The organism is Exiguobacterium aurantiacum, from assembly GCF_024362205.1.
GTDB lineage: Bacteria > Bacillota > Bacilli > Exiguobacteriales > Exiguobacteriaceae > Exiguobacterium > Exiguobacterium aurantiacum_B.
This window is the reverse complement of record NZ_CP101462.1, coordinates 1606944-1620635: the sequence shown is the minus strand read 5'-3', so window position 1 is coordinate 1620635 and position 13692 is coordinate 1606944. Positions and strand designations below refer to the sequence as shown.

Genomic DNA, 13692 nt, shown 5'->3' with positions numbered 1-13692 from the left:
TGTTTATGATTGTTTTTTAAATGAAAACGCTTTATATTAGAGTTACGGAGGGAATATGATGTTAACGAAACAACGACATCAACTGATTTTGCAACGTCTGTCGGAGCAAAAGATTGTCAAACTGAAAGAATTGGTCGAGTTGACGGCATCGTCGGAGTCGACGATTCGCCGGGATTTGACCGACCTCGAAGCCGAAGGTTATCTCGAACGGGTTCACGGCGGCGCAACGCTCGTGGCCCGCGACGAAGAGGAGCCGACGTTCGAGGAGAAACGAGATCAGCACGTCGATGAAAAAGTCGCGATTGCACGGAAGGCCGCGACATTCATTGAGGACGGGATGTCCGTCTATCTCGATGCCGGGACGACGACGCAAGCGATGGTTCCTTTCTTAGACGGAAAAGACGTGATCGTCGTGACGAACAGTTTACCAATCGCCAACGACTTGTTCGACCTCGATATCAAGACGTTCGTGATCGGTGGTGAGTTGAAACGGTCGACACAGGCACTCGTCGGCTATAACGCTCGAGAGAGCATGATGAACTATCGGGTCGACCTCGCTTTTCTTGGCATCAATGGCGTCGACCTAGAGGCTGGGTATACAACCCCAGACCCGGAAGAGGCACTCGTTAAAAAAACAGCAATCGAACTGGCTCGCGAGGCGTACATTTTGGCGGATGATTCAAAATTCGGGAAACGTTCGTTCAGTCGGGTGGCTCCGCTCGAAGCGGCTACACTCGTCACATGGAGCGACTCGACAAGCGTCAGTTCAATTCAATCAATCACAAAGGTGGTGAACGCCAAATGATTTACACGTTAACACTGAACCCCTCAATCGATTATTACGTGACGCTCCCTGAAGTCGTCCTCGGTGAAGTCAACCGGATTCAAGAGACGACGCAGCGGGCCGGAGGAAAAGGCATCAACGTCGCGTTCGTCTTACGTGAATATGACGTCGACACAGTCGCGTTAGGATTCGTCGGCGGCACGACGGGAGACTTCATCAAGAAGGCGCTGACCGACAAAGGCGTCCAAACCGATTTCGTCGAAGTTGATGGTCAGACGCGCATCAACGTCAAGATTCGAGCGCAAGAAGAGACGGAATTGAACGCGAGCGGCCCGGTCATTTCGGACACGGAACTTGAACGGTTGACGCGTCAGTTCGATCACGTTCAACCGGGCGACATCGTCGTCCTCGCCGGAAGCATTCCGGGCAATCTGCCGGATACACTCTACCGCACGCTCGCTGAGACGGTTCGGGCAAACGGTGCCGAGTTCGTCGTCGATACGACGAAAGAAGCGATGCTCGAAGTCCTCTCACTCAAACCGCTCATGATTAAACCGAACCACCATGAACTCGGTGAACTGTTCGATACAGACATCGAGACCTTCGAACAGGCGCTCCCGTATGCGGAGCAGTTGGTCGAACGCGGTGCCCAAAACGTCATCGTCTCATTCGCCGGTGACGGTGCGATGCTCGTTAACAGTTCAGGCGCCTATACGGCGAACACACCGAGCGGCAAACTCGTCAACTCGGTCGGCGCAGGCGATTCACTCGTCGCCGGATTCGTCGCCAACATTCTCGACCACGACGCAACCGAAGCGTTCCGCTATGCGGTCACGACCGGCAGCGCGTCTGCATATACGTTCGGGCTGTGCACAAAAGAAGACGTGGACCGCTTGGTCGGCGAAGTCAGCGTCACCCCACTATCTCGATTGGAGGAAACAACATGAACATCACGGACCTTCTTAAAAAGGACACGATTCAACTGAATCTCCGCAGCCGTTCGAAAGCCGAAGTCATCGAAGAACTCGTCGACGTACTCGACCGCGCTGGCAAACTATCGGATCGTAACGGCTACCGCGACGCCATCCTCGCACGTGAAGCACAAAGTACGACCGGACTCGGTGAAGGGATTGCCATCCCGCATGCGAAGACGAAGGCCGTCAAACAACCGGCCATCGCCTTTGGACGCTCGGAAGGGATTGATTACGAAGCACTCGACGGCCAAGACAGCCGCTTGTTCTTCATGATCGCGGCCGGAGAACACGCCAATAACGAACACTTGGAAACACTCTCGAAATTATCGGTCTTCCTTATGGATCCAGCGTTCCAAGAACGTCTCTATGCAGCCAAGTCAGAAGATGATGTCATCCGGGCCATCGAAGAAAAAGAAGCAGCCGAAGCGGCTCCTGTCGCTTCGAAACCGGTTCAAGCCGATGCACCTTACATCCTTGCCGTCACGGCGTGTCCAACAGGTATCGCCCACACGTACATGGCCGCCGACAGCTTGAAGCAAAAAGCAGAGGCGATGGGTGTCGACATCAAAGTCGAGACGAACGGTTCGACCGGCGTCAAAAACGAATTGACAGCGGCCGATATCGCGAAAGCGACCGCCATCATCGTCGCGGCCGACAAAGCCGTCGAGATGGACCGGTTCGCCGGAAAACATGTCATCGAAGTCCCGGTCGCCCAAGGCATCCGGAAGCCGGAAGAGTTGATCAACCGGGCTGTGAAACAAGATGGACCGGTCTATCAAGCGACTGGAAAGTCAGGTCAGCAAAAAGAACAACGCACAGGCATCTATAAGCACTTGATGAGCGGGGTATCCGCGATGCTTCCACTCGTCGTCGCTGGTGGTCTCTTGATCGCCCTCAGTTTCTTCTGGGGCATCAACTCGGCTAACCCGGATGACCCGTCGTACAACGAATTCGCCGCCCAACTCATGACGATCGGTGGCGCCGCGTTCGGTTTCCTCGTCCCGATTCTTGCTGGTTTCATCGCGATGTCGATTGCCGACCGTCCAGGTCTCGCACCAGGTCTCGTCGCCGGGGCACTCGCCAGCCAAGGGAACGCTGGATTCCTCGGTGGACTCATCGCCGGTTTCCTTGCCGGTTATGTCGTCCTCTTCTTGAAGAAAGCACTTGCAAAATTGCCGGCCACACTTGAAGGAATCAAGCCGGTCCTGTTGTACCCGCTTCTCGGTTCATTCATCTCTGGGATGATTATGTTGCTCGTCGTCAATGAACCGATTGCAGCACTCATGTCTTGGTTGATGGAGACACTTAACGGCATGAGCGGCGCTAACGCCATCTTGCTCGGTGTCATCGTCGGTGGTATGATGGCCGTCGATATGGGCGGTCCGATCAACAAGACAGCCTACGTCTTCGGTACAGCAGCACTCACGGCCGGTAACCAAGAAGTCATGGCGGCCGTCATGGCTGGTGGGATGGTACCACCGCTTCTCGTCGCACTCGCATCGACTGTGTTCGCCCGTCAAAAGTTCTCGAAACAAGAACGTGAAGCAGGAAAGACAGCGTATATCATGGGTGCCTCGTTCATCACGGAAGCGGCGATTCCGTTCGCAGCGGCCGACCCGATTCGGGTATTGCCGTCAGCGATTCTCGGATCAGCTATCGCTGGTGGATTGTCAGCCTTCTTCGCTATCCAATTGCCAGCGCCGCACGGTGGAATCTTCGTCTTCCCACTCCTTGAAGGAGCTGGAAACGTCGTCATGAGCATGGGACTTTACGCCCTCGCGATTCTCGCCGGAGCCTTGATTGGAGCACTTCTCCTCTCGTTCTTGAAAAAACCATTGACGGACGCGAAAGCTACAACGACGCGTAATGTCGCTTAACCAGTGCGTGCCGACCGTAGGAATTCCTACGGTCGTTTTTTTGTCAAATGATTGTCAGCCAAAACTGGAAGAAGTCTGATTTCGATTGGGCGATTTGTGGTAAAATACTTGTAAAACTTACGCTAAGGAGGGGATACGGATGCTCATACGGAAAGCCGAGCCAAAAGACGCTTACGGGATTGCGCGGGTGAGGGTGAACGGGTGGCGCACGACCTATCGGGGGATTGTGCCGACCGACTTTCTTTTGAAGCTCGGTTCGAACGCAATCGAGTGGTCCGAAAAGGTCCGTAGCGCCCTCGCCAAACGCGAAGTCGAAGGGTTTGTTGCCACGGTCGAAGAAGAAATCGTCGGGTTCGTCCTTTACGGGGAAGAGCGGACCGGCGACTATCCGGATCATCGCAATGAAATTTATGCGATTTACATTTTAGAGGATCATCAACGCAACGGGATTGGCTCGCTTCTGCTCGAGCGAGCGGTCCAAGCGATGTCGAATCACGGGCTCATCATTTGGGCGCTTGAACTGAACCCGTACCGCACGTTCTATGAGCGGCGCGACGGGCAGGTCATCGATGCGAAAGAGCGTTTATTCGGGGAACTCGCTCTGCGCGAAGTCGCCTACGGGTGGACGAAAGGGAATCACGACGCCATCGTCGGCGCATGAACGGACGCGGCCTGAGCGGGTCGCGTCCGTTTTTATAGATAAGGGGGATGACCATGCAAGAACAGACAAGCAAGCTGCCTGGGTTTGACGGGATGGAAATCTCGTACACATTGCTGACGCAAGAGAGGCCTTCGCGACAACTCGCGATTCTACTACCAGGATATCGGTATTCGACCGCGGCCCCGATGTTCCATTTTACGACGAGCTTGCTCTTAGAACGTTCAAGCGATGTTTTGGAAATCAACTACCAGTATTACCGTGACGACTATGCTCACATCGATGACATCGACGCGGTCGTCCGTCACGATGTGCGGACGGTCATCGATCATGTCTTGTCGACACATAAATACGAAGCGTTCATCTTCGTCGGGAAGTCGCTCGGTACCGTCGCGCTAGCCTATGAGTTGACTCGTCCCATATTCCACGAGGCACATGTCATTTGGTTGACGCCGCTCCTTGGACGCGAGGATGTGACAGAGACGATGAGGACGACCCGGGCATCTCAACTCGTCGTCATCGGTGACAAGGACCATTGTTATACGGCGAATCGGGTAGACGCGTTAGCGGCCATCACATCGCTCAAGACGCACCTGCTCAGGGGAGTGAACCATGGGCTAGAGCGGGATGCCGGTACGTTCGGTACGATTGAGGTTCTACAGGAAGTCATAGAAGCAATTGATGCGTTTTTGCCGTCTAAGCTGACGACAGTGAGGTCTCCGTTTTTCAAGACGGAGTGATCCGTGAAGAAGCGGCGTATCGACACGGGTCTGTTTACATGATAGAAAACCATCAACGCAACGAGGTTGGCCCAATCTGCGCGAAGTCGCCTACGGGTGGACGAAAGGGAATCACAACGCCGTCGTCGGCACATGCTCGGACACGACTCAATCGTTGTGTCCGTTTTTTAGACTGCCAATATTTAAAGAACAGGCCAGGTGACTAGATGAACATCTATAGCGTAACCAAATATCATCCTGAAACGAGAGGTGAGATTGACGAATGGACCGAAATCTCTGACATCAATCGAACGTTTGACGGAGTCGTCTTCACATTGGAGGAATATCTCCGCGTGGAATCGAATTACGTCAAAGCGATTGAGCAAATCATGTTCTATTTAGGCGTAAAGACATTGACCGTCTCCTATCTAGAACGACGCGACTATGACTATCGACCTTCTTCGAAACACGCGTTCAATGAGCTTTATCCGATTCGGATGAGAGAACTTCGTAAAAAAGTGAAGCCAGGAAAGGTCTTGTCCCGAGACCAAGTCCCGAACATGCTTCGCCTCATGTTCCGGAATACGCTTTACGCCGAGTTAGAGTATAAAGAGAATGAGTCAGACAAACAATACACGTTCAAGGTGTTCTTCGGATACGACTATATGATGGGGGTCCATTCGGTAAAAGATTTGTTGCCGCTTCGAGACGAGCTGTTGCATTTGGATATGTATCTCGAACATTAAGTCAACAGTGATTCCTGATTCAATCACAATATTTTATAAAAAGGTGCTGGCTATATGCATAACTACACGCTTTTGGAGAAGTTTCTATTTTTATCGCCTTCCTTTCATTTCGAGAAGATGAAACAAGAAGTGGATGGGAAGACGGTCTTGATCACTGGAGCGAGCTCAGGAATCGGCAAGGCGTTCGCCTATTTATTAGCGGACACGACTGCGCATCTGATTCTGGTGGCCCGCAGCGAAGAAAACATGAACTCTATGAAAGTCGAAATTGAACAGGCCTCAGCCCGTGTGACGGTATTCCCGGCAGATTTGCGAAACGAAGAGGAACGAAAAGAATTGCTGACATTTCTGCATCAATTGCCAGACGGATTAGATGTTGTCGTCAGCAATGCCGGTATCTCGATCAACCGTCCAATTGCTCAGTCGCTGGATCGCTACCATGATTTCACACGTACGATGGCACTTAATTATTTTGCACCGGTCCAGTTATTGCTATCGCTCATTCCGATGCTTGCCCAAAAGAACGGACAAATCATCAATGTCTCCTCTATCAACGTCTTGTTATTGCCTATACCTTATTGGGCTGCCTACCAGGCGTCAAAAACCGCGTTTGATACGTGGTTGCGCTCGGCGGAGCCAGAACTGAAAGTCAAAAACATTTACACCACTTCGATTTACCTGCCGCTCGTGAGGACACCGATGATTAAACCGACGATTGCTTATCAGAACTCTCCCGCTTTGTCACCGGTTCACGTGGCGGAAATGATTGGACACGCCTTGTATACGAAACGAAAAGTCTATAAACCGTGGTGGTTATTTTTAGGTGAGTGGGCCTCAGTCGTCTTCAGGTCACCGTTATCGTTGATCGTTCTCAAGTTAGTAAAGAACAAGGAGCGTGACCGGGACGATGTTTAATTTGCTGAACATATTGTCGCGGCTAAATTTTCTTTCCCCCTCGAACTTAGGACGCCTTTGCTTGGCAATCCGTCAACACGGTGTCAATCTGATGCTTCTTTTCACATTGACGGAAAAGACTGGTGGCCAAAAGACTGCTTTGGTGGATCATCGGGGAACACTCAATTTTGAGGAGTTCCAGGAACGTTGTGAAAACCTCGTTCATCAATTAGCGGAGCGATATGAGATTCGTAAAGGCCATGAAGTCGCGTTCTTCTGCCGAAATCATGCGTCATTCGTGCAAGGCATCTTTGCTGCGTCACGGCTCGGTGCACATATCTACTTGCTCAATTGTGCGATGAGTCAACGGCAGTTCGACCGACTGGTGCAAGAACATCACTTCGACTTCCTGATTTACGACGAAGAATTTAGAGGATTGATTGAAAAATCGTCCTATCAGCATGCGAAACTCGTCAGTTATCATGAAACGCAAGAATCCATCAACAGGTTGTCAACGTCGGCTTCACACCTAAAAGCCAAACTGACGGCCTCATCCAGCGGAAAGATTGTGCTATTGACTGGGGGGACGACTGGGAAGCCGAAACAAGTGATTCACCGACCGTCCCTGTTTAACTTCCTCCATCCGTTTGCGGCTTTACTGAACCGATTGCAGTTGCCAACCTACAATACGGCCTATATCGCAACGCCGATTTACCATGGCTACGGGATCGCTGTCCTATTATCCTTTATTGCTCTGGGAAAGAAAGTTGTCATTCAAGAGAGCTTTGATGCGAAAAGCGCATGCGCCCTCATTCGGCAGCATCAAGTGGAAGTGGTCACGGTCGTTCCGTTGATGGTCCATAAAATGCTGACACACGATCGAGAAGCACTCGGTTCCTTGACTTGCATTGCGTCCGGTGGCGCAAAATTAAATCCGGTTTTAGTAAGACAAGTGACCAAGCATCTAGGAAACGTCTTATACAATCTATACGGGACGTCGGAAGCCGGCTTGAACATCATTGCTACTCCCGAAGATTTATATGATCATCCAGACACGCTCGGAAAAGCAATCCCGGGAAGCCAATTGCAGGTCGTAATGGACGGGAAAGAAGTTGAACCCGGCAGGATCGGGCAATTTTGTATTCGGAATAAGTGGTCCATGAAAAATAGCACAGACCTCTGGATTCAAACGGGCGATATCGGTTACCGGGACGTGAACGGCTATTATTTCCTATGCGGACGAACGGACGATTTGATCATTTCAGCCGGCAACAATATTTATCCGGCGGAAATCGAAGCTGCTTTGTGTGACCATCCGAGTGTCGAAGACGTCGCTGTCATCGGTGTGGAGGATGTCTACGCGGGCAACATTCTGAAGGCGTACGTCCAGCTATATTCTGATAAAAAGATGACTGAAGAAGCACTTTTAAGCTGGTTACGGACACGAGTGGCAGTCTACCAAGTCCCCCGAGAGATTGCTTTTGTTAAAGAGTTGCCTTATACACCTGTTGGGAAACTGGACCGAAAACGGGTTCAATCAATGACACGTATCAAGGGCTGAGAACTGGTGATCGGGTATGGGAATAGTTGATAAAGAATTCAATAACGACATGTGAGGGGTGATAAGTGATGAATCGACGGATTGATACGGCCAGAACATGGATGGAGGCACCACCAGATCGAATTTATCAAGCGTTTCTCGACCAGGAGGAGCTCGTCAAGTGGCTCCCGCCGGAAGGCATGTCGGCTCGCGCGACCGTGTTCGAGCCTTGGATTGGCGGTACGTACCAGCTCGTCCTTACGTATGAAGAAATTGATTTCGCCTCCGGCAAAACGACTGACCGGACAGACGTATCAAACGGCCGCTTTCTAGACCTCGTTCCCGGCCTCAAAATCGTACAGGTCGGAACGTTCGAGTCCACAGACCCGGACTTTGCTGGTGAGATGACCCAGACGTGGTATTTGGAGGCGCTCGATGGGGGAACGCGCATCACGATCGTCTGTGAGAACGTGCCGCCGGGCATTCAAAAACAAAATCACGACACCGGGCTTCGCTCCACTCTCGACAATCTGGCCCGCTATTTGACCAACGACTGAGACCGTCGGTTCGCCTCATGCGAACCGACGGTCTTTTTGTGTATGAGAACGGTTTCAATAATGAAAAATAGAAAAAGGTGATGTTTTTTTGTCTAGGGTGTCAACATCGTCTACGTTTTGTCCGATACAAAGGTTAACATAACGAGTTTTCTCGAGAATGGGAGATGTTTTATGAGACGAAAGCACGACCGCACGATCACCATTAAACAAAAATTGATTACGATGTCGTTGGTGTTATTATTGATTCCTTCTTTAGTGATCGGGTTTGTCGCCTACAATCAGGCGAAACAAAAGATCACCAAACAAATCATGCAGTCGGCCCACGCGGGAGTGGAGCGGATGAATGATGAAATCACAAGCTTGATTGAGCCGATTCAGCGCGATGTCGCATTTTTTGCGGGGCGAATCGATTCGTCCCTCTATGAGGCGGGAGAAGAGAATTTAGAACTCGAAGAGAAGTTTCTCGAGTATTTGGAGACGCATCCGAATGTGACGAATATCTACTACGCCTCGAATGGAGGGGAGATGACGATTTATCCGGCGCAAGAGTTACCGGATGATTACGACCCGCGGATTCGTCCATGGTATGAGGCGGCCGAAGCGGCCGGTGGGAACGTCGTCGTGACAGACCCGTACGTCGATGCGGCCTCGAATAAGATGATGGTCACACTGTCGCAGACAGGGACGGATGGTCGCGGGGTCATCGCGGTCGACGTTGAGGTCGACGATATCGCGGCTGTTGCGGCGAGCATTCAAATCGGGAAAGAAGGCTACGTGACAATCCTTGATGCGTTGCAACAGTTCGTCACCCATCCGACGATGGCAGCCGGGGAGAAAGCAGAAGGTGAATGGATTGAACCGCTCTATTCGGGAGACGCGGGGCAGTTTGCCTATGAGTTTGAGAATAAAGGCAAGCAGATGGACTTCATGACAAACGAGTTGACCGGGTGGAAAATTGCCGGGACGCTCTACGATGAGGAAATCACGGATGAGACGTCGGGAATCTTATGGACGACCGTCGGGGTAATCGGATTGATGCTCGTCTTGGCAGCCGGCCTATTATACGGCATCCTCCGTTCAATCATACGCCCGTTGAATCGCTTGACGGTCGGAGCCGAACGGATTCAAGCGGGTGATTTGACCGAAGACATCGTCGTCGAGTCGAATGACGAAGTCGGCCGTGTCGCTACAAGTTTCAACGAGATGACACGTTCGCTGCGCACCATCATCCAAAGTCTTGACCAATCAATCGGCCAAGTCGCCGCCTCGTCACAGGAACTGATGGCCAATTCGGCGCAGAACACGGCTTCCTCGGAACAAATCGCCGGAGCGGTTCAACAGATGGCTGCCGGAGCGGATGACTCGAAACGTCAACTCGACGATAACGCCGTATCGCTCCAAGCCATCACCGGTGGCATCATGCGCATCGCTGAAAGCTCGACCGACGTGTCAGAGCTGTCACGCGAGACGGCACTCGAGGCCGAGAACGGGACGACTGCCGTCACGGAAAACGTGGCCCAGATGCAAGCGATTGACTCGTCGGTCGAGACGTTCGGAATAGTCATTCACGCGCTCGCCGAACGTTCGAACGAGATTGGCAACATCGTCGACGTCATCAACGGCATCGCAACCCAGACGAACTTGCTCGCCTTGAACGCCGCAATTGAAGCGGCACGGGCTGGAGAGAACGGGAAAGGCTTCGCCGTCGTCGCGAGCGAAGTGCGGAAGCTCGCCGAACAATCGCAACAGTCAACGAAACAGATTTCTGAGTTGATTGACAATATCAAACAAGAGACGGAGCGTTCGGTCCAGTTGATGAAAGAAGTGTCGGCCCATACGAAAGCCGGGCTCGAGACGACGGAAAACACGGCCAAGCGTTTCCAAACGATTATGACCCAGACGCAGGCGATGACGCCGCGCATCGAGGACGTGACGGCGACGGTCGAAGAGATTGCCGCCAACGTCGAGGAAGTATCGGCCGCAGCGACACAGATCGCCCATATCGCCGATGAGAACTCGGTCGCCTCGAAGCAAGTGGCGGCGACGACCGAGGACCAACTCGGCTCGATGGAAGAGATTGCACAATCCGCGAAGTCACTTGCGGATATGGCGGAAGAGTTGCAGGAGCTCGTGTCACGCTTTAACGTATGAATGAAGAAAAGGGATGACGATCTGTTCGAGGCAGATCATCATCCCTTTTTTGTTTTTCACAAATATGCTTCCCTGACTGATGAGCGATTGAATGCTCTGGCATCAAATACCTCAAGGTTGTAAAGTCTAGTCACTTTGACGGAATGGTTGTCCATATAAAAAGGATGCGTGCGCGCATCCTTTTTATAACTATCGCTTGCTAGACACTTGATTCCGGCCGCGGTTCTTGGCGACGTAAAGCGCCTCGTCCGCGTCTTGCAGCGCCTGTTCGACCGTCTTCCCATCTTCAAGGGCGCTGACGCCGAACGAACAAGTGACGCGCGGGACGGGACCGAACGGCTCGGCGTTAATCTTTTGTCGGAGCTTATCGGCGAGTTGCACACCGTCAGCAAGCGTTGACTGCGGGGCGACGATTAAAAATTCTTCACCGCCCCAACGCCCGATCGAATCCGATTTACGGATGTTGCGCCTGAGTAGTTGGGCGATCGAGCGTAAGACGAGGTCACCGGTCGGGTGTCCGAACGTGTCGTTGACGAGTTTGAAATAATCGATATCGAGCATGATGACGGCGGCGGGCGCCCTTGTGTCGACCGTCTCTTGGGCCGTCGTCGATAAGACGTCACCGACTTTCTTGCGGTTATAGAGCTCAGTCAATGGATCGAGCGACGACAGATGTTCCATCCGTTCTTCATAGCGCCGTTGCTCGGTCGCATCCTCTAAGATGCCGACACCGCCGTCGAGTTGCCCCTCCACCGAGAAACTCGGAGACATCGTCGTTCTGATGAAGCGAGGCTGTCGTTCCGGCGCCTTATACCAGCCGGCCATCCTGATCGTCTCGCCGTTCAAGACGTTCCGGATGGCGCCCGAAAAGTCGAACGAGGAAGAGGTGCATCGCTCAAAGCTCAAGTTCGAGGTCGGCAAGATCCCGAGCAAATCGACAAATGCTTCGTTATAGCTGACGATCTGCCCGTCACGATTGAAGGCGAACAGGCCAATCGGAAGCTGGTCCCATGAGGAAGGATCGGGTTTCGTGGTGTGGGTGTCATGATGAGTCCGTTCTTGATCAGCCATTGTATGACATATGCGTGAACGCATACTTCCTCCTTTCCTAGCCGTAGCGGTAGTGTAGGACGTTAGTACTGATACTTTATACCCTAATTTGGGAAGTAACTAGCGAGTATTCTTTAAAAAGCTAACAAATTTTAGAATATGACGAGAAATCGTCACAGCTTGGTGTGAGTCCATAGCTTCGGACTTTCGAACAGAAACATACCCCATCGCGTTGGCATATTTGGCCGATACGATGGGGTGGTTAGCGTGATCAGAACTTATAAGATCGGGCTGAGCAATCGTGACACGCCTTCGCGCATCCGGACGGTCCATTTCCGGGCTGCGTAATCGTCAACCGTGTACTTCCGGCTGACGGCGACGTCTGACTCGAACAGTGATGCGAGTTCGAGCGCGACCCGCTGATCATAAATGACGGCGTTCACTTCAAAGTTCAATCGGAAACTGCGGGCATCCAAGTTCGTCGTCCCGACGGTCGAAATCTCATCATCGACGACGAGCGTCTTGGCGTGTAGGAAGCCTTGGCCGTACATATAGACGTTCGCCCCGTAGTCGAGCAATTCGCCGAGGAACGATAGCGACGCCCACATGACGAACGGGTGGTCGGGCTTCCCTGGAATCATGATGTCCATCTTGACGCCGGACAAAAGTGCCATCTTACAGGCGTCCATGAAGCTCTTGTCCGGGATGAAATAAGGCGTCTGGATGATGACACGATGTTTCGCCGACATGATCATCTTGATCATCATGTTTTTCAAATGTTCCGTGTCCGAGTTTGGTCCGCTCGTCACGATTTGCATCGGAGACATATCCTTGATGTCGTGGCGGGCGAAACAGAATGAGTTCTCCGGGTCGTGATGCTTGCTGCCGGAATAGTTCCAGTCGAGAATGAATCGGTGTTGCAAATGGTAGACGACGTCTCCCTCGACTCGAAGGTGCGTATCACGCCAGTAGCCAAACTTCTCGACGAGGCCCAGGTATTCAGTCCCGACGTTGAAGCCGCCGACGTAGCCGATTTTGCCGTCGATGATGACGACTTTCCGGTGGTTCCGGTTGTTCAATTTAAAGTTGATGAGGCCGAGCGTCGGCGGGAAGAAGACACGGACCTCGCCGTTATTGGCAATCAATTCTTTGAAGTCGGAGTTGCGGAGGCTACGCGAACCGACGGCATCATAGAGGAGCCGTACTTTGACGCCCGCCTTGGCGCGTTCAATCAGTTCATGGATCAGCGCCTTGCCGAGCGCGTCCCGTTGAATGATGTAATACTGGATGTTGATCTCGGTCTCGGCGCTGCGGATATCGTCCATGAGCGCTTTGAACTTCTGTTCGCCATCATGCATGATGGCAGATTTGTTATGGACGCTGATGAGCGACTTCGACGAACGCAAGTTCATCTCGAGCAGTTGCTCATATTTCTCGAACAACGGTTGGGCGAGCATCGTCTCTTTCCGGCGAATCTGCTCGATTTGACTGTCGACTTGCAGCGCATGGAACGAGCGCTCCTCGACGCTCAAGTTGAAGAAGTTGTCCTTTTTCAATTGCCGCCCGAGAAACATGTAGACGATGAATCCGAGGATCGGCAAGAAGAACAAGACGAGCAGCCAGGCCCATGTCGCCCCGACATCACGGCGCTCCGCGAAAATGACGGCTAACGCGAACAATAAATTCAATCCGAGGACGATATACAGTCCCCAACTAATAATGATCGACCAATCCAAACGACC

General features: G+C 52.3%; 12 protein-coding genes. 10 read left to right on the top strand and 2 right to left on the bottom strand.

Annotated elements, in window-relative coordinates:
- Positions 1-58 precede the first annotated feature (58 nt).
- The 10 genes from NMQ00_RS08425 to NMQ00_RS08380 all read left to right on the top strand — a co-directional run bounded on the left by NMQ00_RS08425 (position 59) and on the right by NMQ00_RS08380 (position 10900).
- Positions 59-805 carry a DeoR/GlpR family DNA-binding transcription regulator gene (locus NMQ00_RS08425; protein WP_255176336.1) on the top strand — a complete coding sequence of 249 codons (747 nt, stop codon included), beginning with the start codon at positions 59-61 and terminating at the stop codon, positions 803-805.
- Positions 802-1731: a 1-phosphofructokinase gene (pfkB, locus tag NMQ00_RS08420; protein ID WP_058763549.1), complete on the top strand. Its 930-nt coding sequence runs from the start codon at positions 802-804 to the stop codon at positions 1729-1731. Before NMQ00_RS08425 ends, pfkB begins: the two co-directional genes overlap by 4 nt.
- Complete coding sequence (locus NMQ00_RS08415; RefSeq protein WP_255176335.1) at positions 1728-3635, top strand: PTS fructose transporter subunit IIABC; 1908 nt, start codon at positions 1728-1730, stop codon at positions 3633-3635. The genes pfkB and NMQ00_RS08415 overlap by 4 nt, the downstream gene beginning before the upstream one ends.
- Positions 3636-3774: 139 nt before the next feature.
- Positions 3775-4296, top strand: a complete 522-nt coding sequence (locus NMQ00_RS08410; RefSeq protein ID WP_255176334.1) for a GNAT family N-acetyltransferase — start codon at positions 3775-3777, stop codon at positions 4294-4296.
- A gap of 53 nt (positions 4297-4349) precedes the next feature.
- Positions 4350-5033: an alpha/beta fold hydrolase gene (locus NMQ00_RS08405; RefSeq protein ID WP_255176333.1), complete on the top strand. Its 684-nt coding sequence runs from the start codon at positions 4350-4352 to the stop codon at positions 5031-5033.
- A gap of 206 nt (positions 5034-5239) precedes the next feature.
- Entirely contained in the window at positions 5240-5758 is a 519-nt protein-coding gene (locus tag NMQ00_RS08400) for a hypothetical protein (protein ID WP_255176332.1), read from the top strand.
- Between the two features lie 117 nt (positions 5759-5875).
- Positions 5876-6673 carry an SDR family NAD(P)-dependent oxidoreductase gene (locus tag NMQ00_RS08395; protein ID WP_255176331.1) on the top strand — a complete coding sequence of 266 codons (798 nt, stop codon included), beginning with the start codon at positions 5876-5878 and terminating at the stop codon, positions 6671-6673.
- Positions 6674-6734: 61 nt separating this feature from the next.
- Complete coding sequence (locus tag NMQ00_RS08390) at positions 6735-8213, top strand: AMP-binding protein (protein WP_255176330.1); 1479 nt, start codon at positions 6735-6737, stop codon at positions 8211-8213.
- Positions 8214-8281: 68 nt separating this feature from the next.
- Positions 8282-8749: an SRPBCC domain-containing protein gene (locus NMQ00_RS08385; protein WP_255176329.1), complete on the top strand. Its 468-nt coding sequence runs from the start codon at positions 8282-8284 to the stop codon at positions 8747-8749.
- Between the two features lie 171 nt (positions 8750-8920).
- Positions 8921-10900, top strand: a complete 1980-nt coding sequence (locus tag NMQ00_RS08380; protein WP_255176328.1) for a methyl-accepting chemotaxis protein — start codon at positions 8921-8923, stop codon at positions 10898-10900.
- A 189-nt stretch (positions 10901-11089) separates the two neighbouring features.
- Here the strand turns inward: NMQ00_RS08380 and NMQ00_RS08375 are convergent, their stop codons facing one another.
- On the bottom strand, positions 11090-11971 hold the full coding sequence (locus NMQ00_RS08375; protein WP_255176327.1) for a GGDEF domain-containing protein: 882 nt from the start codon (positions 11969-11971) through the stop codon (positions 11090-11092).
- 257 nt (positions 11972-12228) lie between these two features.
- Positions 12229-13686, bottom strand: a complete 1458-nt coding sequence (gene cls, locus NMQ00_RS08370; RefSeq protein ID WP_255176326.1) for a cardiolipin synthase — start codon at positions 13684-13686, stop codon at positions 12229-12231.
- Positions 13687-13692: the final 6 nt, after the last annotated feature.

What these genes read in the sequence shown, in the direction of transcription:
- NMQ00_RS08425 (WP_255176336.1), top strand. Translation starts at nt 59, where the DNA reads ATGTTAACGAAACAACGACATCAACTGATTTTGCAACGTCTGTCGGAG.
- pfkB (WP_058763549.1), top strand. Translation starts at nt 802, where the DNA reads ATGATTTACACGTTAACACTGAACCCCTCAATCGATTATTACGTGACG.
- NMQ00_RS08415 (WP_255176335.1), top strand. Translation starts at nt 1,728, where the DNA reads ATGAACATCACGGACCTTCTTAAAAAGGACACGATTCAACTGAATCTC.
- NMQ00_RS08410 (WP_255176334.1), top strand. Translation starts at nt 3,775, where the DNA reads ATGCTCATACGGAAAGCCGAGCCAAAAGACGCTTACGGGATTGCGCGG.
- NMQ00_RS08405 (WP_255176333.1), top strand. Translation starts at nt 4,350, where the DNA reads ATGCAAGAACAGACAAGCAAGCTGCCTGGGTTTGACGGGATGGAAATC.
- NMQ00_RS08400 (WP_255176332.1), top strand. Translation starts at nt 5,240, where the DNA reads ATGAACATCTATAGCGTAACCAAATATCATCCTGAAACGAGAGGTGAG.
- NMQ00_RS08395 (WP_255176331.1), top strand. Translation starts at nt 5,876, where the DNA reads ATGAAACAAGAAGTGGATGGGAAGACGGTCTTGATCACTGGAGCGAGC.
- NMQ00_RS08385 (WP_255176329.1), top strand. Translation starts at nt 8,282, where the DNA reads ATGAATCGACGGATTGATACGGCCAGAACATGGATGGAGGCACCACCA.
- NMQ00_RS08380 (WP_255176328.1), top strand. Translation starts at nt 8,921, where the DNA reads ATGAGACGAAAGCACGACCGCACGATCACCATTAAACAAAAATTGATT.
- NMQ00_RS08375 (WP_255176327.1), bottom strand. Translation starts at nt 11,971, where the DNA reads ATGGCTGATCAAGAACGGACTCATCATGACACCCACACCACGAAACCC.